Raw genomic sequence first — 22,638 nt, forward strand, 5'->3', positions numbered from 1 at the left:
AAAACGTTTATCATTGCAATAAAGGTTGGAAGGTTGTTTATCTGGATCGGAACCATTTTGATAATAATATTGAAAAATAATATGTGTTACCTAATTCTATTTACAATACGCTTTACACTTATATTCACAACAAAGAACTGTCTCGATCATGCGGCTTAAAACAGAATGTAAAAACAGCAGTCAATAAGTATTCAAAGGGACTTATTGACTGCTTATTTTTTTTACACATTTTCTCTGATCGTTTCGACCGTCTGTTTGTCACTCGCCATGACCAGCTTAATGAGCATTTCTTTCGCCGCGGCATAATCATCGACATGGATGATAGCGGCATTTGTATGAATGTATCTTGAACAAATGCCGATGACGGCAGACGGAACCCCGCTGTTTGATATGTGGACCCGTCCGGCATCCGTTCCTCCGCCTGAAGCGAAATATTGATAAGGGATATTGTGCGTTTCCGCCATATCAAGGACGAACTCTCTCATCCCGCGGTGCATGACCGTCGTTCTGTCGAGAATGCGAAGCAGCACCCCTTCGCCGAGACGGCCGAACAGCTCCTTATCGCCGCTCATATCATTTGCCGGGCTGGCATCAAGCGCGAAGAAGAGATCAGGCTGAATCATGTTGGCCGCTGTCTGCGCCCCTCTCAAGCCGACTTCCTCCTGAACGGTGGCCCCGGCGTACAGATTGTTCGGCAGGTCTTTTCCGTGCAGCTCTTTTAATAGTTCAATGCTTAACCCGCAGCCGTAGCGGTTATCCCACGCTTTGGACAATATTTTCTTCTCGTTGGCCATCGGGGTGAACGGGCAGACCGGCACGACCTGCTGTCCCGGTCTGATCCCCATTTTGGCCGCGTCCTCTCTGTCATCGGCACCGATATCAATCATCATATTTTTGATCTCCATCGGCTTTGCGCGCTGGGCATCCGTTAAAATGTGGGGCGGGATGCTTGAGATGACGCCGATAATCGGTCCGTTATCCGTCTGCACCTCGACGCGCTGGGCAAGCAGCACCTGACTCCACCAGCCGCCGAGCGTCTGAAATCTCAGCATGCCGTTATCCGTAATCTGTGTCACCATAAACCCGACTTCGTCCATATGCCCGGCTACCATAACGGTCGGCGCATCTTCAGCGCCGCGCCTTACTCCGAAAACACTTCCGAGTCTGTCCTGCACGATGTCATCCGCATATTTCGCAAGCTCCCGTTTCATAAAAGAGCGGACCTGATGTTCATTTCCCGGTGCGCCGGGAAGCTGCGTCAGCGTCCGGAAAAGCGTTTTCGTTTCCTCATTCATATTTTCCCCTCATTTCTATGTAATGCTTTTATTTTATTAGAAAAACAACCGTTTTCCAAGCGCTCAGATTGAATGGGCTGTAAAACCGCCGCTTTACTTAACACCGTCTGGCATCTTCTGTATAATAAAAACTACGACATAATTGGAGGTGCTTCATATTGAAATTACGTCATTTTCTCTTAGGTGCAGGAGTCGGATTATGCGCTGCCATCGCAGTGAAAAAGTATGCGATGAAACCTTATATCTCTTCAGAAAAAGCGCTCCGTATCGTGAAAGCGGCTTTTAAACAGCGCGGGCCGATAGACGGATCATGGATTTACACAGAGCCGGAGCCCTACCAGGTAAACGGAGAAACCATCCAGGTATACAAAACCGGCGTGACACGTTCGGCATTCGGCGAACTGGAGCAATATGAAGTTATGGTCAATGCAAAAACAGGCCAGATTGTCGATGTCATTGATTCTGTCGCCTCATAATTCGGACAAGCAAAAAATAAAGCCCAAAACCATCAGCGTTTTGGGCTTTATTCGGTTACATCGGCCGAATTCGTTTATATACGGGGTTCCACATCGCGTCCTGAACCGCTTGGATCAGATCCTCAGGTTCCGTTTCCGCTACACCGTCCTGAATCGCAGCTTTAGCTACAGCTACCGCCACGGTTGCCGATACCGTCCTGAGATCCTCCACTTTCGGAAGCATCGGCGCGCCCGGCTTGCCGACGTCCACCATACCGGCGATGGCATTCGCGCAGGCAACGAACATATTGTCCGTAATGAGCCTTGCTTTTGTCACAATCGTGCCGAGCCCGAGTCCAGGGAATACGAGCGCGTTGTTCGCCTGTCCGATATGGTAGGTAACGCCGTTATACGCAACAGGCGGGAACGGACTTCCCGTTGTGACAAGCGCGCGGCCTTCCGTCCATTTAATTAAATCTTCAGGTTTTGCTTCTGATAATGTCGTCGGATTTGACATAGGCAAAATAGCCGGCCGTTTGACATGTGAGGCCATTTCTTTGACGATTTCTTCCGTAAATGCGCCTGAGACGGTGGATGTGCCGATCAGGATCGTCGGCTTGGCCTGACGCACCGTCTCCGCCAGATCAATTGATCCGCCTTCACCGCTGCGGCCGTACTCTTTCACTTCATCAGCAGGGCGGGCGTACGGAACCTGAAAATCACGCAAGTCCTTCATATCATCCGTCAACAATCCGTTTCTGTCGATACACCAAAAGCGGCTGTATGATTCTTCTTCGCTTAATCCGTTATGCACCATAGCTTCGCGCAGCTGCTCAGCAATTCCGATACCGGCCGTTCCCGCGCCGAAGACGACGACTTTATGCTCTTTTAAAGGCACTTTTGATGCTTTCGCACACGCTAAAACAGCTGCAAGCGACACCGCGCCTGTTCCTTGAATGTCATCGTTAAACGTACAGACTTTATCTTTATACCGTTTTAATATGCCGCGGGCGTTAGCCGTGCCGAAATCCTCCCAATGAAGCAGCGCATTCGGGAATGTTTCCCGGGCAAGCGAGACATACTCATCAATAAAGCGGTCATATTTCTCGCCGCGCACTCTTGAATGCTGGTTTCCGACATACAGCGGGTCATTTAAGAGGCTTTCTTGATTTGTCCCCGCGTCCAAAACGACCGCAAGCACTCGTGACGGATCAATTCCGGCGGCCGCCGTATACACCGCGAGTTTTCCGACAGAAATGGCGATGCCGCCGACGCCCCAGTCACCGATTCCCAGAATGCCCTCCGCATCTGTCGCAACGATCAAGTCAATGTTTTCATTTTTTCCGAACTGCTGAAATGCGGCGCGCATTCCTTCTGGATCATCTATTGACAAATACAGACCGCGGGGTTTTCTGTACTCGTGGCTGTAACGCTGGATCGCGGTGCCGACGGTCGGCGTATATACGATCGGCAGCATTTCGCCTAAATGATCATTTAACAGCCTGTAAAATAATGTTTCATTCCGATCATGGAGAGCGGTCAAGTACACATTTTTGCTCAGCTCATCAGGCTGCGAACTGAATTGTTCGTAGGCCCGCCTCGCCTGCTCTTCGATTGTCAATACTTTCGGCGGCAGAAATCCCTCGAGCCCGAGTTCCTTTCTTTCCTCCTGTGTAAAGGCCACCCCTTTATTTAAAAAAGGCGTAGAAAGCACTTCTAATCCGCGCAGAGTTGTTTTGATTTCTCCATCTTTCGTCACTTGAAATTGATTCACCTGTCTCTTCCTTTCAAAGCAATTTGTCTTAGGTTTGCTTTTATTCCCGAAATTCATACAGGTAAATCATCGATCCGCTTATTTTCTCTCCCGTTTGACAGATGCAGCCACTTCGCCGTCTTCTCCCCATTTTACCGCTCTGTAAATCGCGTCGTGATAGAAAATCAGCCAGGCGCCTTTTTCTGCCGCGAACGTCTGCCATTTCTGCTTTTGCGGAATGGAGGTCATCGGATAATCATCATATGCCAGCACCCATAACGGATTTTTATGCGCATTCGTCGGCATCAGGTCGGCAAAATGCACAGCCGTCTCCCCGCCGTCTTCTAAGACGATGACACTGTGGCCGTCGCTGTGGCCGCCGGTGTGGTGCATCGTAATGCCTTCTGTCAGCTGATACTCGTTCTCAAAGGTTTCGACCTGATCTTGTACCGCCTCCCAATTTTCTCTCCAATATGTATTTTTCGATCTGATATTAGGGTTTCTCATTTCGCGCCACTCTGTTGCAGAAGTGATAATGCGGGCATTCGGGAAAACAGAGACAAGCTCCTCTCCGCTGTATTCCGTCAAGCCGCATGCATGGTCAAAATGAAGATGGGTCATCGCCGCAATATGAATGTCCTCACAGGAAAGCCCGAGTTCACGAAGAGAGTGTTTTAAATTGGATTCCTGTGTTACACCGTAATTCCTTTTTTGTTTATCAGAAAATTTCCCTCTGCCGATACCCGCGTCAACCAATATATTCAGGCCGTTTGTTCTGATCAGAATCGGGTCTGTTCTTAATTCAATCTGGTTTTTGTCATTTACGGGGTATTTTCTCGACCATAAAGGCTTCGGGACAACGCCGAACATCGCTCCGCCGTCCATATGCGTTACACCGCCGTCCAGCCATGTTAATGAAATATTCCCAATATTCAATGTCTCCATCTTGATCCCTCCTGATATAATGGTAGCAAATGGCGGCATAAAAAAACAGACTCCCGCATCAGAGTCTGTCTTTTGTTCTCCATTCAACTTCGGCCCGGTAAATCGGCTGGCCGAGTGCGGAGAATTTTTCTTCGTATTCTGTCATAATATTGCCCTTCGGATCGCTGTTGTGCAGATCTAGGCTGACTTCTGTCAGAAGCAGGCCGTATTCGGAAAAGCTTTTCAGAGAGTATTCGAATAAACCGCGGTTATCGGTTTTGAAATGAATCTCACCTGTTTCGCCCATCACTTCTTCGTATTTTTTCAAGAACGTTTTAAATGTTAAACGGCGCTTTTCGTGACGGTTTTTCGGCCACGGGTCAGAAAAGTTTAAATAAACGCGCTTGATTTCTCCCCGTTCAAATACGTCATTCAGTGTTTCCGCGTCTATATTTAACAAACGGACATTATGAGCCCCGCTGTCCTTTACTTTTTGGACGGCAGTGACGATGACGCTTTTAAACAGCTCAATTCCGATATAGTTGATATCCGGATTCTGCTTGGCCATTCCTGAAATGAACTGCCCTTTTCCCGTACCGACTTCAATATGGATCGGGTTGTCATTGCCAAAGACCGTATTCCACCGCCCTTTATACTGGGCCGGATCACTGATGGCGATGTCAGCGTTTTCTGCCAGAAAATCATTCGCCCAAGGTTTATGGCGCATTCTCATATGATTGACACCTCTATCTATAATTTCGAGTAACAACATACCATGAAACATAAAGAGCCGCAAGCGCCTTTTAAAGGCGCCGGCCGCATAAAAAAAGAGGCTCCCCGGTCCGGAACACTCATGTGATGCATAAAACCGCACCGCTTTGCACAATGTATGACACAGAAAGGATGTGTATATGAATCATGGGCTTAACAAGCGAACATCAGGTCCGGTTATTAAAGGACATATTGGCCGACCATCAATTGGATTGCTGCGGCACGGTTGCCGAGTATGAACAGCTGGAGCGCGTCATCAAATCACTGATGGCCAACACCGGGCTTGATTCAAATATAAAAAACGTGCTCGAGGATGTCTATCGCTACAGCCAGTCCGGCATCACGGCCGATTCCATCGACACGCATATTCAGGAGCACCAAAACCATTTGTCCCAATGGGTGGAGCAGATGGATTCGTACTCCTGACTACTTGACAATCCGCTTCATCAGGGCATGAAGCTCTTCCATGGCATCATGATACGCTTTGTCGTTTCCTTTTGATTTGTGCCAGGCGATGAAGGTGATGGTCTCCGATAACATGTACCATGCCATCCGCAGCCGAAGCCCTTCCGTGAGCTTCATGCCGTACATCCCAAGCCAGCTGTCCCACGCTGGCTCTTCGACGTAATGATACAATAAAGGGCCGAGATCCATGGCCGGATCGGCTATCATGGCGCCGTCCCAATCTATTAAATACAGCTGGTTGTCTTCAGACAGAAGCCAGTTATTATGATTCACATCACAATGGCAAACGACTTTTTCACCGAATTGCACCTGATCCACATGAGCTTCCAAATAAGCAAGGCCTTCCTGAATAAGCGGCGAAAATTGCCGCACGGCAAAGACGGCCTGCTTCAGCTGCGACAAAAGGGCGCCCGGATCAAGCGGTTCTTTTCCCAATCTTTTCAGCATGTCGAGCAAAGCTTTTGATGTGTGGATTTTGCGGAGCAGCTCAGCCACCGGGCGTCCGCTCATATCCTTTGCCTTCAGCTCCCTGCCCGCCATCCAATGCTGAGCCGTAATGACGTCTCCGTTTTCCATCCGTTTTGTCCAAACCAGCTTCGGAACAATGCCTTCGGCGGATAACACGGCTAAAAAGGGCGAGCTATTACGTTTTAAAAAAAGCTGTTGGCCGTTATGTTTCGCATAATATGCATCTCCTGTAGCTCCTCCGGCGGGGAAGATCTCCCAATCGCTACCTAGTAATTGTCCCAACCAGTTCATATCAATGTTCAACCCATCATTTCTTAAAATATTTTAGAATAGGCCTCCAGCCTTTCTCTATTGGCGGAGCGGCCTGTCATAAACAATTTCATGAGAATAAAAAAGACAGCTATTGAGAGTCTCATATGCTAATCAATAGCCGTCCTATAAATTTTAGCGCTACAGCACAAACTTCGTCAAGCAAAACTAGCAAGAACACCTGTGAATTCTGAAGATTTATGCCGCGAACCGCTCTGTTGCCGTGAAACAATTGACGGGTTTCATTTGTTTATTATGTTTTTATTTTCAATGGCGCACCGCCCGGCATAAGCCGAAACGGCGTCGTTCCGATCAGCTCGCCGTCAGCGTGAAACGGAATTTTCCCATCTGTTTCAAAAACGAATTCCTTCCCCTTTATCATCGTCACTCCGTCCATTTTGATATGCCGGCCGAAGCTCATCGCCCATAAAAAACGATACAGCGAAAAAAAGGACAGGTTTTCTGCAATGACAATATCAAAATAGTTTTGACGGGGATTTGCTGAAGGCGCCGCTTTCATGCCGCCTCCGTAATAAGGGTGATTAGCCGCAATAACAAACCAGACATTGCGGAATTCACGTCTCTGGCCGTCTGCCGTGCAAACAAATCTGAACGGCTGAAACCCCGAGGCCGTATGTAAATGCGCGAGCGGGTAAATCACAAAGCCGAGACGCAAAAACCGAAGAACGCGCGAAAACGGAAAATTCGCGGCTGCCTTCAAAACTGAGGCATCGAAGCCGACAGACAGGTGGTTAATAAAATAGAGTGATTGCGCTTTGTCATGAAAAAAGTTGATGTTTCCCGCAAAAAATTTCCGTGTGAGCGGGCGGTGCAGACTTTTGATTTCTTGGAGGAGCGCCGACTTCTTAATACCGAGCCCTTTGGAAAAGTCATTGTACGAACCGGCGGGCACAAAGGTCAGCTCAATCTGATCCGTTCCTTTCAGTCCGTTAATGACTTCATGCATCGTCCCGTCACCGCCGATGACGAACAGCCGCTTAAGCTTATGATCCTGCATCATTGAAATCTGTCTTGCCAGCACCTCCGCATGTCCGGGATGCCCGGTCAAAAAAGAGCGGTGGCTGACCCCGCGCCTGGTCAGCTCTTTTTGAACTGATTTCCAGACACGCCGGCCCCGCCCGCCTCCTGAGACCGGATTAATAATAAAAAACCATTGACTCATCGTTTGTTTTCACCTGCTTCATAGATGAAGAGACAGCCGGCAAACGTCCGCTTTAATCAAGCCATTCCTGTCTCCGGCTTGAATCGCTCAAGCCGTAAGACAAAAGAGCCTTCGCCGCCTTCAGCTGGTGGTGCTTGATCGGCGCCGTATTTTTCTGCTGCTTTTCCAGCCACCCTGCCGCAGTCCGTTTATCAGCTATTTCCAGCCCGTACGGCGGCTCCGGGTAATCAATATAAGACGTTCTGCTGAGCAAAAGCTTCCGCACGGGAATGTCGGCCTGCTTTTCTTTTACGATTTGCGAAACGACCGAGCCCGTCCGGTGCAGGCTGAGAGACGGATTCAATACTTGGCGCGTGCTGCCGGAGCCTCTTTCTTCCCAAAAACGGTGTTTTGATCCGATATATACACTGTCCTCTTCCGCTTCCATAAAAGCGGCGCAGAAAATCTCCAGCGGCGAGATGATGATAATGCTCAGTTCGACGGACGCCTGCTGAATTTGCAGAACCGGATGATACATCACAAAATAGGAATCGGGCAGTTTTTGAGCCAGCATTTTTAACATCCTGTCCCTTTTGACCGCCTGCGAAAGCTCAGACTTTTGAGAAAGCGTGGAGCTCGCCCATTTTAATTGAAAGTCATACAGCTGATCTTTGAAAAAAGGCGCGAGCTCAGACTTTTGAGACGGAAGATTCCCGAACAGCGCCTCTTCTCCCTCCGGTTCATCAAACCATTGGTGCCTCTTTTCATTTATATCGGCCGTATTTTCTTCTTTTCTCTTTTTTAAGGAAAATTTTTTCCTGGCCGGCGCTTGATCGGTTTCCCCGCCGGCAGCCGTTTCCGTTTCTTCCGTTATCCGGTCAAACGCTTCAAGAAGCGCCTCCCAGCGTTCTTTCTTCAGCCGGATAAACTGGTTCATATAATGGTATGGATCAAGTTCATATCTGGATATGCAGTCGTGAATTTTGATGATCTGTGCCATGTGATTTCTCCACTCCGAATATTTGTTTATGTCAATTGAAACTGTGCGATTTCTTCGTATTTAGGCGACCGGTCAAGATGGGTCTGAAACAGGGAAAACCTGCTGACGGCACTTTGCACCCTGCCGCTTTCAAACGGCACATCGTCAGAAAACGGCCGGTCTCCCGCCCACTTCCGCGCCATCGTCATATGAGGGTGATACGGCCGTTTTTCCACTTGAAAACCGGCTTTCAAAACAGCCTGTTTTGTTTTTTCCCGCAAATCAAAGAGCAGTTCATTCCGTTCGGGCTCAAGGTGAAGCACTCTCGGCTGTCTGCGGTCGCCGAAAATATCCAGATGCTGAAACTGTACGGTAAACGGCTGCGCTGCCGACGCAGCATCTGCGAGCAGAGACGATAATTTCGCAAGCCGTTCTTCATCCGCGGCTCCGAGAAAAATGAGCGTAATATGATAGTCATGCGGGTGCACCCATTTTTTGAATGATAACGCCGGCTCCTTTTTGGCTGCTTCCCAAATCGGTTCAGCAATGTCAGCCGGAATCGGAATGCCGATAAAATAATGCGGCAATGAAGCTTTCATACGAGGATCTCCCCCTCTTTGGTTATGGTGTTATTATAAAACGGATAAGCGGAGAGGAGAACCCTGTCCGCTCATTATGATAGGATATTATGTACCGAACGTTTTATACAGAAAGGAATGAGCCGGCCTTGAAAATCGTAAACAGCACGGCGGAGCTGATCGGCGGCACACCGATCGTAAAGCTCAATCGCCTTCAGCCAGAACATGCAGCACAGGTCTATTTAAAATTAGAATCGTTTAACCCGAGCGGCAGTGTCAAAGACAGAGCGGCTTACAATATGATCATTGAAGCGGAAAACAGCGGGCATTTAAAACCCGGCTCTGTCATCATCGAACCGACAAGCGGCAACACAGGCATCGGCCTGGCGATGAACGCGGCGGCGCGCGGCTACAAGGCAATCCTCGTCATGCCTGACACGATGACGAAAGAACGCATCAACCTCCTGAAAGCGTACGGCGCGGAGGTTGTGTTAACACCGGGGGCGGAAAGAATGCCCGGCAGCATCAAAAAAGCGAAAGAACTCGCCGAACAGATTCCGGGAAGTTTTATCCCGATGCAATTCGATAACGGCGCAAATCCAGATGCCCACCGAAAAACGACCGCCATTGAAATCTATCAGGCCGTTCAGCAGCTCAACAGACCGCTCGGTGCTTTTGTGGCAACGGCGGGAACGGGCGGGACCATTACCGGAACCGGAGAAACGCTGAAAGAGCTTTTCCCGGATATGATTGTTCATGTCGCCGAGCCTGCGGGATCTCCCGTCCTGTCTGGCGGAAAACCCGGCGCTCATAAGCTTGTCGGGACAAGCCCCGGATTTATTCCCGGCATACTGAATCAGGACGTTTACGATGAAATCATGAAAATATCTGATGAAGATGCGTATACGACAACACGTCGTCTGGCCCGGGAAGAAGGCATACTCGTCGGCCCGTCTTCAGGCGCCGCCTGCTTCGCCGCCATTGAAACCGCCAAACGCCTCCCTCCCGAACAGATCGTCATCTGTATGACGGCCGATACGGGAGAACGTTATTTATCCACGGATTTATGGTCATTTGAATGATAAAAAGGGATGCCGCTTTCGGCGTCCCTTTTTATTATCACTTGGCAAGTTCATAAATGGCTTCGGCATATAAAGCCGTTGACCTGAGAAGGTCATCGATTTCAATGTACTCATCCTTTTGATGCGCGCTGTCAGGCCGGCCGGGGAACAGCGGACCGAACGCGACGCCCGCCGAAAGGGATCTCGCATACGTTCCTCCGCCGATTGAAATCAGATCCGCTTTCTTTCCCGTCTGTCCTTCGTAAACCTTTTGAAGCGTCTTTACGAGCGGATGATCGGCAGAAACGTGGTGCGGTTTGCTGTCTTTAAATTCTTCAAGCCGGAATTCTTCAGCAGACGTAAAAGCATCACGGATGACTTTGCTGTCTGAAGTGACGGGATAACGGATGTTGATGCCGAGTTCTCCATCCTCACCCTTTCTGTATGTAAAGGTGCCGACATTCAATGTAAGCTCTCCGCTGATGTCATCCCTGCAATCAATTTTCAGCTTTTTGCCTCGTGTATCATTTAAAAAATAGTCACTGACGGTTTTGACAAAGTGCTTTCCGGCTCCATCCAGCTCTGTTCCGTTAAGGCATTCAGCAAGCTTTAAGCCGGCATTGATACCATTATCCGGTTCCATCGCGTGGCATGATTTCCCGTATACCCGAAGCGTCAGTTTTCCATTTTCCGAAACTGCTTCACCTTGTGTTTTTGACTGCTCAAGCCATTTGCTGAAATATGCGTGCACGGCATCAATACCGTTCCCTTCAATAACCGCTTCAGCCGCATCCGGCACCATGTTCAAGCGCAGTCCTGAACGGAATGACAGAAGCACGTTTTTTGCGTCTTTGTCAGAAGCGTTTTTTACAATGCGCAGTGACGCATCTATAATTCCTTTTTCCGCGTTAATGATCGGAAAATCTGCGTCAGGAGCAAAGCCGATGTCAGGCATTTTTTCGTGTTTGAAGTAGTGATCCACGCATCTCCAATCACTTTCTTCATCCGTTCCGATGATGATTCTCACGCGTTTGGATAAAGGAAGCTGCATGTCTTTGACGATTTTCAGCGCATAAAACGCCGCCATTGTCGGCCCTTTATCATCAATGGCGCCTCTGGCATATATCCGGCCGTCCCTGATATCGGCTGAAAACGGATCGCTCGTCCAGCCGTCTCCGGGCGGAACGACATCGACGTGGCACAAAACACCGACGATTTCGTCACCCGTTCCCCATTCAATATGGCCCGCATAGCCGTCAAGATTCTTTACGGTGAAGCCTTCTTTTTTACCGAATTCCAGCAGTGACGCCAGGCTGGCATTGACGCCTTCTCCAAACGGCCGGCCGGGACCGGCTGTTGATTCGTCCATTACGCTGTTGATCTGCAAAAACTTCTGCGTGTCACGGATCAGATCTTCTTTGTTTCTGATGACTTCAACTTCCCAGTTCATCACAAATCCCCTTTCTTGATAAAGACTTGCAAAATGTCGATAAAACGAATAATATAGATGATGTTTTGAAAAAATGTTCGTCATTGGAGGTACTTATGTTTCATCTCGACAAGCATCAAACGACAATAAAAAGAGAAATTACCGCGGGATTGACCACCTTTTTCACAATGGTGTATATCATTGTCGTCAATCCGGTGATCCTTTCCAATGCGGGAATTCCGTTTGACCAGGTGTTCACCGCGACGATTATCGCTTCCATTGTCGGAACTTTATGGATGGCTCTCGCTGCGAATTTTCCGATCGCCATTGCCCCCGGCATGGGCTTAAACGCGTATCTCGCCTTTCACGTTGTCGGCACAGGCAGCGGCATTACGTATCAGACGGCTTTCAGCGCCGTTTTTATCGCGGGAGTCATCTTTATTATTTTATCGTTAACGCCTTTAAGAAAACAACTTATAGAAGCGATTCCGGACAATTTAAAATACGGAATTACGACCGGCATCGGCTTATTTATCGCTTTTATCGGCTTACGCCAATCCGGAATCATCACGGCTGATAAATCCAATCTGGTCGCACTCGGCGATCTTCATTCGCCCGCCGTCATTTTAACGCTTATCGGACTTATCATCAGTATCGTGCTGATGGTGCTGAATGTAAACGGCGCTCTGTTCATCGGAATGGCGCTGACCGCCGTCATTGCCTTTTTGACCGGACAGATCCATTTTGCGAAAGGGTTCATTTCATTTCCGCGCCTGCCGGAGGGGCTTTTAATCACAAATCCGTTCGGTGCCCTCGGGGATGTCGTGCATCACGGTCTGTACGCCGTTGTGTTTTCTTTTCTTCTCGTTACGATTTTTGACACGACCGGCACCATGATCGGTGTCGCTGAACAAGCGGGATTGATCAAAAACAATCAGCTGCCGAATGCCAGAAGAGCGCTGTTGGCTGATTCAACGGCTACGACGGTGGGAAGCATCTTCGGCACCAGCCCGACGACCGCGTTCGTTGAATCTTCAGCAGGTGTGGCCGCCGGCGGAAGAACAGGTCTGACGGCGCTGACGATTGCCGTTATGTTTGCCGTTTCCATGTTTTTCAGCCCGCTTGTCAGCGTCTTATCGGAAGTGTCCGCGATTACGTCACCGGCTCTGATTATTGTCGGCAGCCTGATGATGGGTGCTGTGTCGAATATCCGCTGGAATGAGCTTGACGAAGCGTTCCCGGCCTTTCTCGTCATTTTGGCGATGCCTTTAACGTCCAGTATTTCAACCGGAATCGCACTCGGCTTCATTTCATATCCGCTTGTTAAAGCAGCTAAGAAAAAATGGCGCGAAATCCATCCTCTAGTCCTCATCTTCGCCGTGCTGTTTTTTATTCAGCTTTTTATTTTGAACGGACATTAAGAAAAATCCCTTTCCTTTTCGGAAAGGGATTTTTACATATAAAGAACGGAAAGAATCGCGGCAATGAGACACCAGGCGGAACAGATGATTTGAATGACGGTTAATGCACTGTTTCGCGCCCGGAAATAGTCATCACTGTCTCTCTTGATACCGCTTAAAACCGGTTTATCCGTGATCCGGTCAAATAAAAGTGACGCGGCATAGCGGCTGACGATCGCAAATAAAATAAGGACTGCCGGCTTCACTAAGAGCGGAAGAACGAGAATAAGAGCCGTAAAAGCCGCGGTTAAAAGGTAAAGCTGCCGGAGATACCCGCCGTTTCGGATCAGCACTTTAAAAAACAATTCTTTCCACGCCGTATACGCCGACCGTTTTGTAAAGATGTGCTTTGAGCCGGGATATAAAAACGGCTTGCTCCGCCCTTTATTTTTACCATTCGGGAGCTGCACATCATGGCTGAGCATCAAAACTGAGGCGGCGAGTGAAAGCTTCCGCCTGTTCTCCTCAAGCACTTCTTCCTCAAAGGCTGATAATGTCTCCGTCCCTTTCCAAGTCAAAAAAGCGGAACAGATGAACAATATACATCCCGCCGGCCAAAGCCAATACCATTCGGCGGCAAAGGTGATCATAAAAAACGCACCCGCCGTCAGAACCATCACTTTCAGCCAGCCCGCCGCCTGATTCCCGAATGTCCGCCTGCTGTTTTTTCTGTGCCGGTGCACCGCTAATATCGCGGTATGGAAGCCGAACAGACAGCAAAACATACCTGAATATGCCGGTAAGGTACAGTCACCGTACTGGCGCCATAAGGGAAATAACAATACGGCAAGCGCACCCCATTTGATAAGGGAAAGGAACATCGAATACAAAAGCGCGTACCGTTTCAGCTTTTGCATCAGATGTTTTGCATGCACCAAAAACACGTGATCCGCTTCCAGCAAAAAGGTATGAATAAAACCCGTGCACAACAGCAAGGCACTGAATACATACAGCCAGCCCCATCCTAATACTCCTGCCGCTCCATTAAGAAGCCCCCTGCCGTTCAGCCATTCAGCATATTGATAAACGGCAAATGCGGCAGCGGGAAGAACGATGTACAGCGCGACCGTCCAATCAATGACCGTCTGAAACACCTTCCATTGATACCGCCAATAATGAAACAGCCTTTGAAAAAACAAAGCCCGCCCGGTCATCGCTGACTGCTCCGAACCGCTGAATAAAAGCAATCCAGCAGTGAACGGCTCCCCGTTTTTTCCTGAAGCTCCTCTAACGTGCCTTGAAGAAGCAGAGCGCCCTGATCCAGCAAATAAAACCGGTCGCAGATTTTTTCCGCCGTATCCAGAACATGCGTGCACATCAAAATTCCCGCGCCCCTTTCTTTCTCAGCAATCAGCATGTCGGTAAACAGCTTCGTTGAGATCGGATCAAGTCCGATAAAAGGCTCATCAATGATGTAAATATCCGGCTTCGCCAAAAATGCCTGTATAAGCATCATCTTTTGCTGCATCCCTTTTGAAAAACCGGAAGGCAAATCATGTTTTACAGACGTCAGCGAAAACTCTTCAAGCAGCCGCCCTGCCCGCTCACGGCACTCTTCCCCTTCTATACCCCGCAATGACCCGGTCAGCTCGAGGTGCTCCCAAAGCGTCAGTTCATCGTAAAAACTCGGCCGCTCCGGTATGTAAGCATAAGATGAATCATTCCACTCAATACCGCCTTCAATATCCCGGGACAGCCCGAGAACCGCCTTTATCACTGTACTTTTCCCCGCGCCGTTCGCTCCGATTAAACCGGCAATTTCACCAGCGTTGACTGACAGAGATACATCGGAAATCACCTTCGGCCTGTCAGCATAACCGGCGCAGACAATGTTTGCATTCAATAATTCTCCCAAACTTCTCACTCCCCCGCTTTCATACGGACATGTATAAAAAAAGTTTCAGTTTCCATAATATTAAAAGCGGTCCGGACATAGTAATGCACCAAGGCTGCACCCATTTGGAAAAAATTATCTGCGCTTATTCCTAGATTCATGTCGTCCATATCGTGTATAATGGAGGCAGTTAAAAGAGAAAAAAAACAGAATGTCATCCTTTGTTGCTTATTCGTACGAAGTTTTAGAGTCGAAAGTTGTGGTATATCAAGTCCATCCGATCTTATGATAGGGAGTGGTTTTTTGAAACCTTCAACAAATCGTATGCTGACTCGGATTAAATCAGTTTACATGTTCATCCAGGAAAAAGGCCTTGTGACAACACAGGAACTGGTTGATGAATTCGGCATTACACCTAGAACCATTCAGCGAGACTTAAATGTGTTAGCATACAATGATCTTGTTCATAGTCCTAGCCGAGGCAAGTGGGAGACAACACGAAAAAAAGTGAAAATTACATCTTAAGCGAACAATTACATAAGGCCCTTTTCGGCCTGACATGCTGCAAGGCAAAGCAGCGTCTTTGCCTTGTTTTTTGTTCCTCTATATAAAAAGCCCAAAACAAATCTGTTTTGGGCTTTTCTGATATCGATTACACTTCAGCGCCTCTCAGCGTTTCGAGCTCCTCTTCAGTCAGCTCGCGGAATTCTCCCGGTTTAAGATCCGGGTCAAGAGAAACAGCCCCCATCGAAAGCCGCTTCAAATAAGCCACTTCATTTCCGACAGCCTTTGCCATCAGCTTCACCTGATGATATTTGCCTTCTGTAATGGTCAAGTGAATCACCGTTTCATCCGGGTTTTCTGTAATGATTTCAACGGCTGCCGGCTTCGTCTTATAGCCTCCTTCAATGACGACGCCTCTTTCCAGATGAACGATGTCTTCCGATGCCAGAGGTGAAGTTAACCGGACCTCATATGTTTTAGGCACATGCTTTTTCGGAGAAAGCAGGCGATGAGCGAGCTGCCCGTCATTGGTGAGAAGCAAAAAGCCTTCCGTATCCTTATCAAGACGTCCCGCCGGAAACGGTTCAAATCGCTGTTCTTCAGGCGTCAGCAGATCAACCACCGTTTGCTGGCGGCTGTCTTCTGTAGCGGACAGCACTCCTTGCGGCTTATTCATCATGACATAAATAAATTCACGATAGTCTGCCGGCTCTCCGTATACCGTGATGTCCTGTTTTTCCGGATCGACATGGGTTTTCACATCTTTCGCCGGCTCTCCGTCAATCATGACAGCCCCGGCCTTGACGATTTTTTTCACATCTTTTCTTGAGCCGAATCCGCTGTTGGCAAGCAGCTTATCAAGTCTCATCCTGATCCTCTCCTTTAAAAAGAAAAGCCCGCGATAAGCGGACTATTCATTATTTCTCAATGGGCGGAATGCCTGCCTCTCCTCAAAACGCGGGGCAGACGGTTTCCAAACATTTTCTGTAAAAATCCGATTCGGTACGCGGCAAACATGTACACCGCACCGCCGACAGCGGCGCAGACAAAGACGACAATCGCCGCATGCACCTGGCCGCTTTGGTATGTTACAAAGAAACTGAGCAGCCATTGAGTCAGCTTGACCGCGACTCCCATCACGACGGACAGGACTGCGATTAAAATGACCCGTTTTATAAGTACCGTATACGAATAGCCCGCATGGCGCTTAATCATGATAAAACCGTACAGAAGAGAAGCGATATAACCGAGCGCCGTTGCCAAGATGGCCCCGTCTCCCTGAAACAGCTTGATCAGCGGCACGTTCAGCACCACTTTTATAATGACGCCGATGAAAAGGCTCACGACAGCAAATTTCTGCTTATTAATCCCTTGCAGGATCGCGGCGTTTACGGTAAACAGAGAAAACAGAATCGCGACAGGCGCGTACCAGAACAATATATCCTGTCCGATATCCGGGCGAAGACTTTCAGAGCCGTAGAAGAACGTATAGGCCGGACCCGATAACACGGACATCCCGACAACGGCGGGAATAACCAAAAACAGAATAATTTGCATCGTCTGGTTAATCTGCTGATTCAAAAGCTTATAATTCCTGCTCGTAAACGATTCAGTAATCGTCGGAATCAGCGTCAGACCGAAAGCGGTCGCCAGAGAAACCGGGATCATCACAAGCTTCGGCACATAAAGGGTGACAATCGCAAGCATGTCCTGGCTGATATCCTTATGGCCCGCCGCAATCATCGCTTTATTAAACGTATTCGTATCGATATATGAATACAAAGGAATCGCCAGTCCGACAAATACGTAAGGAGCGGCATAACTGAAAAGCTCAATGAACATTTTTTTATAACTTAAGTTCGCAGACGGGACGAGATTCGGCTTCATCGCCAGAAGATCGCCCTTCCGCTTATTCCAGTAAATATAAAGGACGACAAGCCCTCCGAATGATCCGATCAGCGCCGCGAAAGTCGCGTATCCGACTGCGATGACAAGGCCGCCGTTGATCACTCTTAAAATCAAATACGTTGCGCCCAATAAAAAGATGATCCGGGCAAGCTGCTCCACAACCTGTGAAACGGCTGTGGGCCCCATCATCTGATGACCTTGGAAAAAACCGCGCACAAGGCTCATAATCGGCACGACCAAAAGTGCCAGACTGACCATCCGGATGACATAAACGACGTGGTCAATCGTAAGTCCGTTGTTACTCGTGCCGCCGAGAGATGTTTCCGCAAAAAACGGCGCCGAAATATAAAGAATTGAAAAAGCGATCATCCCGGTTACGAGCATAACCGACATTCCCGCTCTCAGCATCCGCCTGCTCGTCTCATAGTCTCCTTTGGAGTTATATTTCGAGACAAATTTTGAAACCGCGGCGGGAAATCCCATCGTGGCAATGTTTAAAAACAGTGTATATTGATTATATCCGTATTGAAACAAAGCTCCGCCCGTCGCTCCGACCATCGCTCCGAACGGGATCAGATAAATCATCCCTAAAATCCGCGATATATAGGTGCCGAGCGTCAGCACGAACGTGCCCCTTAACAATTTGCTTGACATGTTTCCTCATCACCATTTTCTACGAAGATTCAACTTTTCTATTTTAACACAACTGGGCAATTAGACGGTAATAATTACAGCGGGAAACTTTTTGGGAAAGCTCTTAAAAACAAAATACGTTTAAGGAATCCCCTTCTTTCGCTATAATAGCAGGAAGCGGACATTTCCGCCTATTATACGTGAAAAAGAAAGTTGTTGATGAAATATGAAACATTATGACGTAATTGTGATCGGCGGCGGCCCGTCCGGTTTAATGGCTGCGATTGCGGCAGGCGAAGAAGGGGCGGACGTATTATTAATCGATAAAGGAAACAAGCTGGGACGGAAGCTGGCGATTTCCGGCGGCGGGCGCTGCAACGTGACCAACCGCCTCCCTGTTGAAGAGATCATTAAACACATCCCCGGCAACGGCCGCTTTTTATACAGCGCGTTTTCCGAATTTAATAATGAAGATATCATCGCCTTTTTTGAAAAACTCGGCATTCAGCTGAAAGAAGAAGACCACGGGCGCATGTTCCCGGTGACGGACAAAGCCCAAAGCGTTGTCGATGCGCTTTTGAACCGATTAAAACAACTGAATGTCACCATCCGCACAAATGAAAAAATCAAAGAGGTGCGGTACGAGAACGGCAGGACAGCGGGCATTACGACAAACAATGACGAACACATTAACGCAGACGCCGTCATTATCGCGGTCGGCGGAAAATCAGTCCCGCATACCGGCAGCACCGGAGACGGCTATGCATGGGCAGAAGCGGCCGGTCATACCGTGACCGAACTCTTTCCGACGGAAGTGCCGGTTACGTCGTCAGAACCGTTTATTAAACAAAAAACACTTCAGGGGCTGTCCCTTAGAAACGCGGCCGTCAGCGTCCTGAATAAAAAAGGCAAACCTATTGTCACACACGTGATGGACATGCTGTTTACCCATTTCGGCTTGTCAGGCCCCGCCATTCTCCGCTGCAGCCAGTTTGTCGTCAAAGAACTGAAAAAGCAGCCCGATGTCAAATTACGCATCGATCTGTTTCCCGGCATCAACGAGGAAGAGTTATTTCAAAAGATGCACAAGGAACTGAAAGACGCACCGAAAAAAGCGCTCAAAAACGCACTGAAGCCGTGGATGCAGGAACGGTATCTGCTTTTTCTTCTGGAACGGAACGGTCTTGATCCGCAGACAAGCTTTACGGAACTGCCGAAGGATCAATTCAGGGCTTTTGTCAAAGACTGCAAACAATTTACGGTTGCCGCTGACGGAACGCTTTCTTTGGACAAAGCGTTTGTCACAGGCGGAGGTGTTTCCGTAAAAGAGATTGAGCCGAAACAAATGGCGTCTAAAAAAATGGAAGGCTTATATTTTTGCGGAGAAATACTCGACATTCACGGTTATACCGGGGGCTACAATATCACTTCAGCCTTTGTCACGGGGCGTCTCGCCGGTTTGAATGCAGGACGTTTCTCACGCTCGCTGTAAATGGTTTAAAGCGCATTTACCTGAGCGTCCCCGTTGATAATTGACCAAAAACATGATACAGTTTTCTGCGTTTTGTTTCACCTGATTGAGGGAACAGGAAGAAAGGAATGATCTGCAATTGTGCGACCATACTAAAAAATGGCGTATTGAAAAAAATAGTCAGAGGGTGAGAACGTTTGAAGAAGAACATCTCCAGTGTTTTTTGGATTGTGATTGTCATCACAGCAGCTGCGGTTTTATGGGGGGCCATTTCTCCTGACAGCCTGCAGCAAGTCACTGATACGGCACAAAAATTTATTACGGATTCTTTCGGCTGGTATTATCTGCTGGTCGTTTCTATATTTGTCGGTTTCTGTCTCTTTCTCATTGTGAGTCCGATCGGCACAATAAAACTCGGAAAACCCGGGGAAAAACCGGAATTCGGCTTATTATCATGGTTTGCCATGCTTTTCAGCGCGGGCATGGGAATCGGTTTGGTATTTTACGGGGCTGCGGAACCGATCAGCCATTACGCCATCAGCTCTCCCTCAGGTGAAACAGAAACACCCCAAGCATTTCGTGATGCGCTCCGGTACACGTTTTTCCACTGGGGACTGCACGCTTGGGCCATCTATGCGGTCGTCGCTTTATGTATCGCTTATTTTCAATTCAGAAAAGACGCGCCCGGTTTGATCAGCAGCACTCTGACACCGCTTTTGGGCGATAAAGTAAACGGCCCGATCGGCAAAGCAATTGACTGTATCGCGGTGTTTGCGACCGTTGTCGGTGTGTCGACAAGCTTAGGGCTCGGAGCGACTCAGATCAACGGCGGTCTGCATTATTTATTCGGCATTCCGAAAACATTTTCCATTCAGCTGATCCTGATCGCTGTCGTGACCGTGTTATTTTTGATTTCTGCGTGGAGCGGAATCGGCAAAGGGATTAAATACTTAAGCAATACCAACATGGCGCTCGCGGGTATTTTAATGATCTTTATGCTCATTGCAGGCCCGACAGTGCTGATTATGAACTCATTTACCGATTCTATCGGCCAATACATCCAAAATATCGTGCAGATGAGCTTTCGCTTGTCTCCGAATGATCCCCAAAAACGCGAATGGATTAACAGCTGGACCATTTTCTATTGGGCCTGGTGGATATCCTGGTCGCCGTTTGTCGGCATTTTTATCGCCCGTGTATCAAGGGGCCGGACGATCCGGGAATTTTTAATCGGGGTGTTGGTGACACCTTGTATATTGGCTTTCTTATGGTTTGCGATTTTCGGTGTATCCGCGATGGATCTTCAGCAGAAAGGCGTATTCAATGTCGCGGGAATGTCAACGGATACGATGCTGTTCGGCGCACTCAGCCACTATCCGCTGACAATGGTGACATCCGTATTAACGCTTATTCTGATTGCTGTATTCTTTATTACATCAGCGGATTCAGCGACATTTGTGCTTGGAATGCAAACGTCTTACGGCTCTTTGGACCCGTCAAACCGGGTGAAAATCATCTGGGGCGTCATCCAGTCCGCCGTGGCAGCTGTATTATTATATTCCGGCGGTCTGGCCGCACTGCAAAACACGGCCATTCTCGCCGCGGTTCCGTTTTCAGTCGTGATCCTTCTGATGATCGTGTCTCTGTACAAGTCATTAGCGAGCGAAAGAAAAGGAATCAAACAAGCGGAGAAATACCAAAAACCGAGAAGTCCCCGCGTCAAAAAAGCATAATGCATAAAAAAGCCCGGTATTTCATCCGGGCTTTTTTATTTTCGGTATAAAATGAGAGCGGAAAAACAATAAAGCTGCTCACCTTCAGGATCACAGGCCGCCGCTACCGTATATTTAATATCAACGAGCTGTTCATCAGAAATCCCCTTTAAAAATGTATTGACTTCAGTCTGCAGATCCTTTTCATGCTCCTCATCAAAAACAGCTATCTTCAGCACATCACCCTCTCCTTTCTCTATCAATTTATTCCGGTTCAATTGAAATATGATAGAGAAAAACAGATTTTCTTTTTTACTGATTTTTACTAAAAGTAACCAAAAATAGTTATTGAAAACGCTTACTAATATATGATAATATCATTTTAACAATAACCAGGTCATTTCTGTTTAGTAAATATTTAGTAAAAAGGAGATACGAAATGGTCCGTCTCAAAGATATTGCCTTACAGGCATCTGTATCCAGCGCGACAGTATCGAGAATTTTGAATAAGGATGACTCTTTGGCCGTGACTGATGAAACAAGAGAAAAAGTTCTGAGGATCGCCGATGAGCTGGGCTATCAGCCGTCGGCAAAAAAACGGAAGAACCGCAGCCGCAGCGATTCAGCCCCCCTGATCGGCGTTGTCAGCTGCCTGTCACCGGAAGAAGAACGGCAGGATCCTTATTTTTCAGCGATCCGAAAAGGCATTGAGGAAGAATGCTTTCGGCAAAAAGTTTTTATCACATCTTCTATCCATCTCGGGTCTTTTCAAGAGCATATGTTTCACGATCTGGACGGCGTGATCGTAATCGGCAGCCTGCAAGACGAGGCGCTTACGAATATCAGCGCCGCTTTCAGGCACGCGGTATTTGTTAACGGCACCCCCGATCCCGCCCGCTACGATTCTGTCAGCGTGGATTTTTATGCCGCAGCGCAAAAGGCGATCGAACATCTTCTGTCGCTCGGTTACCAGCGGCTCGGTTATATCGGCGGCCGGGAACGGGAGCATACCGTCATAGACGGTGTAAACAGCAATAAAACGATTGAGGATAAGCGTCTGACCGCTTTCTTACAAATGGCCGGAGCCGGGCCGGAGCATGTACTGATCGGCGAATACAGCATGCACGAAGGGTTCCGGCTGATGAATGAAGCCATCAAAGGCGGAAGTCTCCCCGATGCCTTTTTTATCGCAAGTGATTCGATGGCTGTCGGCGCTTTAAAAGCCTTGCAGGAAGCCGGCCTTCAAGTCCCGCGCGATACGGCAATTGTCAGCTTCAACGGAATTGATGAGGCAGAATACGCCAGCACGCCGTTATCAACGGTAAAAGTATACACGGAAGAGATGGGCCGGACGGGTGTCAAATTGCTTCTCGACCGTTTAAACGGCAGAACCGTCCCGCTGGCCGTGACGCTCCCCACTTCATTGATTGTCAGACAAAGCTGCGGCTCACAAGAAAGGAGGTGACA

Annotated in this window: 22 protein-coding genes; 8 read left to right on the forward strand and 14 right to left on the reverse strand. The window is 48.4% G+C overall.

Annotated features, from left to right (window positions below; genetic code table 11):
• Window positions 1–221 precede the first annotated feature (221 nt).
• Window positions 222–1,295: a M42 family metallopeptidase gene (locus tag L3V45_RS14020; protein ID WP_043867352.1), complete on the reverse strand. Its 1,074-nt coding sequence runs from the start codon at window positions 1,293–1,295 to the stop codon at window positions 222–224.
• 158 nt (window positions 1,296–1,453) lie between these two features.
• On the opposite strand from L3V45_RS14020, the gene L3V45_RS14025 reads away from it, so the two are divergent.
• Window positions 1,454–1,771 carry a PepSY domain-containing protein gene (locus L3V45_RS14025; protein WP_003152366.1) on the forward strand — a complete coding sequence of 106 codons (318 nt, stop codon included), beginning with the start codon at window positions 1,454–1,456 and terminating at the stop codon, window positions 1,769–1,771.
• Between the two features lie 55 nt (window positions 1,772–1,826).
• Here L3V45_RS14025 and L3V45_RS14030 read toward each other — a convergent pair whose 3' ends face one another.
• The 3 genes from L3V45_RS14030 to trmB all read right to left on the reverse strand — a co-directional run bounded on the left by L3V45_RS14030 (window position 1,827) and on the right by trmB (window position 5,160).
• A complete protein-coding gene (locus L3V45_RS14030) occupies window positions 1,827–3,524 on the reverse strand; it encodes an NAD-dependent malic enzyme (RefSeq protein WP_003152363.1) in 1,698 nt (565 codons plus the stop codon).
• 78 nt (window positions 3,525–3,602) lie between these two features.
• Window positions 3,603–4,448, reverse strand: coding sequence for a YtnP family quorum-quenching lactonase (locus tag L3V45_RS14035; protein ID WP_003152361.1), 846 nt, complete (start codon window positions 4,446–4,448; stop codon window positions 3,603–3,605).
• A 58-nt stretch (window positions 4,449–4,506) separates the two neighbouring features.
• Window positions 4,507–5,160 carry a tRNA (guanosine(46)-N7)-methyltransferase TrmB gene (trmB, locus tag L3V45_RS14040; RefSeq protein ID WP_003152359.1) on the reverse strand — a complete coding sequence of 218 codons (654 nt, stop codon included), beginning with the start codon at window positions 5,158–5,160 and terminating at the stop codon, window positions 4,507–4,509.
• 185 nt (window positions 5,161–5,345) lie between these two features.
• On the opposite strand from trmB, the gene L3V45_RS14045 reads away from it, so the two are divergent.
• On the forward strand, window positions 5,346–5,624 hold the full coding sequence (locus L3V45_RS14045; RefSeq protein WP_003152357.1) for a YtzH-like family protein: 279 nt from the start codon (window positions 5,346–5,348) through the stop codon (window positions 5,622–5,624).
• Here the strand turns inward: L3V45_RS14045 and L3V45_RS14050 are convergent, their stop codons facing one another.
• From L3V45_RS14050 to thpR, 4 genes are all read right to left on the reverse strand, one after another.
• Window positions 5,625–6,422, reverse strand: coding sequence for a phosphotransferase family protein (locus L3V45_RS14050; RefSeq protein ID WP_003152355.1), 798 nt, complete (start codon window positions 6,420–6,422; stop codon window positions 5,625–5,627).
• Between the two features lie 271 nt (window positions 6,423–6,693).
• Entirely contained in the window at window positions 6,694–7,623 is a 930-nt protein-coding gene (locus tag L3V45_RS14055; RefSeq protein WP_003152353.1) for a YegS/Rv2252/BmrU family lipid kinase, read from the reverse strand.
• A gap of 52 nt (window positions 7,624–7,675) precedes the next feature.
• Complete coding sequence (locus L3V45_RS14060) at window positions 7,676–8,602, reverse strand: hypothetical protein (protein ID WP_024085700.1); 927 nt, start codon at window positions 8,600–8,602, stop codon at window positions 7,676–7,678.
• Window positions 8,603–8,628: 26 nt separating this feature from the next.
• The gene (gene thpR, locus L3V45_RS14065) at window positions 8,629–9,180 is read right to left on the reverse strand and encodes an RNA 2',3'-cyclic phosphodiesterase (RefSeq protein WP_003152349.1); all 552 of its coding nucleotides are present in this window, start codon (window positions 9,178–9,180) and stop codon (window positions 8,629–8,631) included.
• An 89-nt stretch (window positions 9,181–9,269) separates the two neighbouring features.
• Between thpR and cysK the strand changes: the two genes are divergently transcribed.
• Window positions 9,270–10,241: a cysteine synthase A gene (cysK, locus tag L3V45_RS14070; protein ID WP_014305602.1), complete on the forward strand. Its 972-nt coding sequence runs from the start codon at window positions 9,270–9,272 to the stop codon at window positions 10,239–10,241.
• A gap of 37 nt (window positions 10,242–10,278) precedes the next feature.
• Here the strand turns inward: cysK and pepV are convergent, their stop codons facing one another.
• Window positions 10,279–11,670, reverse strand: a complete 1,392-nt coding sequence (gene pepV / locus L3V45_RS14075; protein ID WP_014305603.1) for a dipeptidase PepV — start codon at window positions 11,668–11,670, stop codon at window positions 10,279–10,281.
• Window positions 11,671–11,765: 95 nt separating this feature from the next.
• On the opposite strand from pepV, the gene L3V45_RS14080 reads away from it, so the two are divergent.
• A complete protein-coding gene (locus L3V45_RS14080) occupies window positions 11,766–13,070 on the forward strand; it encodes an NCS2 family permease (RefSeq protein ID WP_014305604.1) in 1,305 nt (434 codons plus the stop codon).
• Window positions 13,071–13,102: 32 nt separating this feature from the next.
• On the opposite strand, the gene L3V45_RS14085 is transcribed toward L3V45_RS14080, so the two are convergent.
• Both L3V45_RS14085 and L3V45_RS14090 read right to left on the reverse strand, forming a co-directional pair.
• Window positions 13,103–14,263, reverse strand: a complete 1,161-nt coding sequence (locus L3V45_RS14085) for an ABC transporter permease (RefSeq protein ID WP_015387835.1) — start codon at window positions 14,261–14,263, stop codon at window positions 13,103–13,105.
• Window positions 14,260–14,964, reverse strand: a complete 705-nt coding sequence (locus tag L3V45_RS14090) for an ABC transporter ATP-binding protein (RefSeq protein ID WP_015387834.1) — start codon at window positions 14,962–14,964, stop codon at window positions 14,260–14,262. Before L3V45_RS14090 ends, L3V45_RS14085 begins: the two co-directional genes overlap by 4 nt.
• Window positions 14,965–15,246: 282 nt before the next feature.
• Here L3V45_RS14090 and L3V45_RS14095 point away from each other — a divergent pair, with 282 nt between their 5' ends.
• Window positions 15,247–15,468, forward strand: coding sequence for a DeoR family transcriptional regulator (locus L3V45_RS14095; protein WP_003152337.1), 222 nt, complete (start codon window positions 15,247–15,249; stop codon window positions 15,466–15,468).
• 127 nt (window positions 15,469–15,595) lie between these two features.
• Here L3V45_RS14095 and L3V45_RS14100 read toward each other — a convergent pair whose 3' ends face one another.
• Window positions 15,596–16,315, reverse strand: a complete 720-nt coding sequence (locus L3V45_RS14100; RefSeq protein WP_069013296.1) for a pseudouridine synthase — start codon at window positions 16,313–16,315, stop codon at window positions 15,596–15,598.
• Window positions 16,316–16,371: 56 nt separating this feature from the next.
• Window positions 16,372–18,009 carry a putative polysaccharide biosynthesis protein gene (locus tag L3V45_RS14105; RefSeq protein WP_003152313.1) on the reverse strand — a complete coding sequence of 546 codons (1,638 nt, stop codon included), beginning with the start codon at window positions 18,007–18,009 and terminating at the stop codon, window positions 16,372–16,374.
• A gap of 205 nt (window positions 18,010–18,214) precedes the next feature.
• Between L3V45_RS14105 and L3V45_RS14110 the strand changes: the two genes are divergently transcribed.
• Window positions 18,215–19,480, forward strand: a complete 1,266-nt coding sequence (locus L3V45_RS14110; RefSeq protein ID WP_003152311.1) for a BaiN/RdsA family NAD(P)/FAD-dependent oxidoreductase — start codon at window positions 18,215–18,217, stop codon at window positions 19,478–19,480.
• Window positions 19,481–19,656: 176 nt separating this feature from the next.
• Window positions 19,657–21,192, forward strand: coding sequence for a glycine betaine transporter OpuD (opuD, locus tag L3V45_RS14115; protein WP_236837042.1), 1,536 nt, complete (start codon window positions 19,657–19,659; stop codon window positions 21,190–21,192).
• 35 nt (window positions 21,193–21,227) lie between these two features.
• Here the strand turns inward: opuD and L3V45_RS14120 are convergent, their stop codons facing one another.
• A complete protein-coding gene (locus L3V45_RS14120; protein WP_003152309.1) occupies window positions 21,228–21,410 on the reverse strand; it encodes a sporulation protein Cse60 in 183 nt (60 codons plus the stop codon).
• A gap of 200 nt (window positions 21,411–21,610) precedes the next feature.
• Between L3V45_RS14120 and L3V45_RS14125 the strand changes: the two genes are divergently transcribed.
• On the forward strand, window positions 21,611–22,636 hold the full coding sequence (locus L3V45_RS14125) for a LacI family DNA-binding transcriptional regulator (RefSeq protein WP_015387832.1): 1,026 nt from the start codon (window positions 21,611–21,613) through the stop codon (window positions 22,634–22,636).
• The last annotated feature ends 2 nt before the right edge of the window (window positions 22,637–22,638 follow it).

The sequence above is a fragment of the Bacillus sp. R45 genome (assembly GCF_021729365.1).
In the GTDB taxonomy this organism is placed as follows: Bacteria; Bacillota; Bacilli; order Bacillales; family Bacillaceae; genus Bacillus; species Bacillus velezensis.

Excerpts from the sequence above, each read along its gene's own strand:
- L3V45_RS14020 (WP_043867352.1), bottom strand. The coding sequence starts at position 1,295 with ATGAATGAGGAAACGAAAACGCTTTTCCGGACGCTGACGCAGCTTCCC.
- L3V45_RS14050 (WP_003152355.1), bottom strand. The coding sequence starts at position 6,422 with ATGAACTGGTTGGGACAATTACTAGGTAGCGATTGGGAGATCTTCCCC.
- L3V45_RS14055 (WP_003152353.1), bottom strand. The coding sequence starts at position 7,623 with ATGAGTCAATGGTTTTTTATTATTAATCCGGTCTCAGGAGGCGGGCGG.
- cysK (WP_014305602.1), top strand. The coding sequence starts at position 9,270 with ATGTACCGAACGTTTTATACAGAAAGGAATGAGCCGGCCTTGAAAATC.
- trmB (WP_003152359.1), bottom strand. The coding sequence starts at position 5,160 with ATGAGAATGCGCCATAAACCTTGGGCGAATGATTTTCTGGCAGAAAAC.
- L3V45_RS14125 (WP_015387832.1), top strand. The coding sequence starts at position 21,611 with ATGGTCCGTCTCAAAGATATTGCCTTACAGGCATCTGTATCCAGCGCG.
- L3V45_RS14045 (WP_003152357.1), top strand. The coding sequence starts at position 5,346 with ATGGGCTTAACAAGCGAACATCAGGTCCGGTTATTAAAGGACATATTG.
- L3V45_RS14035 (WP_003152361.1), bottom strand. The coding sequence starts at position 4,448 with ATGGAGACATTGAATATTGGGAATATTTCATTAACATGGCTGGACGGC.
- thpR (WP_003152349.1), bottom strand. The coding sequence starts at position 9,180 with ATGAAAGCTTCATTGCCGCATTATTTTATCGGCATTCCGATTCCGGCT.
- L3V45_RS14105 (WP_003152313.1), bottom strand. The coding sequence starts at position 18,009 with ATGTCAAGCAAATTGTTAAGGGGCACGTTCGTGCTGACGCTCGGCACC.
- L3V45_RS14110 (WP_003152311.1), top strand. The coding sequence starts at position 18,215 with ATGAAACATTATGACGTAATTGTGATCGGCGGCGGCCCGTCCGGTTTA.
- L3V45_RS14060 (WP_024085700.1), bottom strand. The coding sequence starts at position 8,602 with ATGGCACAGATCATCAAAATTCACGACTGCATATCCAGATATGAACTT.
- L3V45_RS14085 (WP_015387835.1), bottom strand. The coding sequence starts at position 14,263 with ATGACCGGGCGGGCTTTGTTTTTTCAAAGGCTGTTTCATTATTGGCGG.
- L3V45_RS14080 (WP_014305604.1), top strand. The coding sequence starts at position 11,766 with ATGTTTCATCTCGACAAGCATCAAACGACAATAAAAAGAGAAATTACC.
- pepV (WP_014305603.1), bottom strand. The coding sequence starts at position 11,670 with ATGAACTGGGAAGTTGAAGTCATCAGAAACAAAGAAGATCTGATCCGT.
- L3V45_RS14100 (WP_069013296.1), bottom strand. The coding sequence starts at position 16,315 with ATGAGACTTGATAAGCTGCTTGCCAACAGCGGATTCGGCTCAAGAAAA.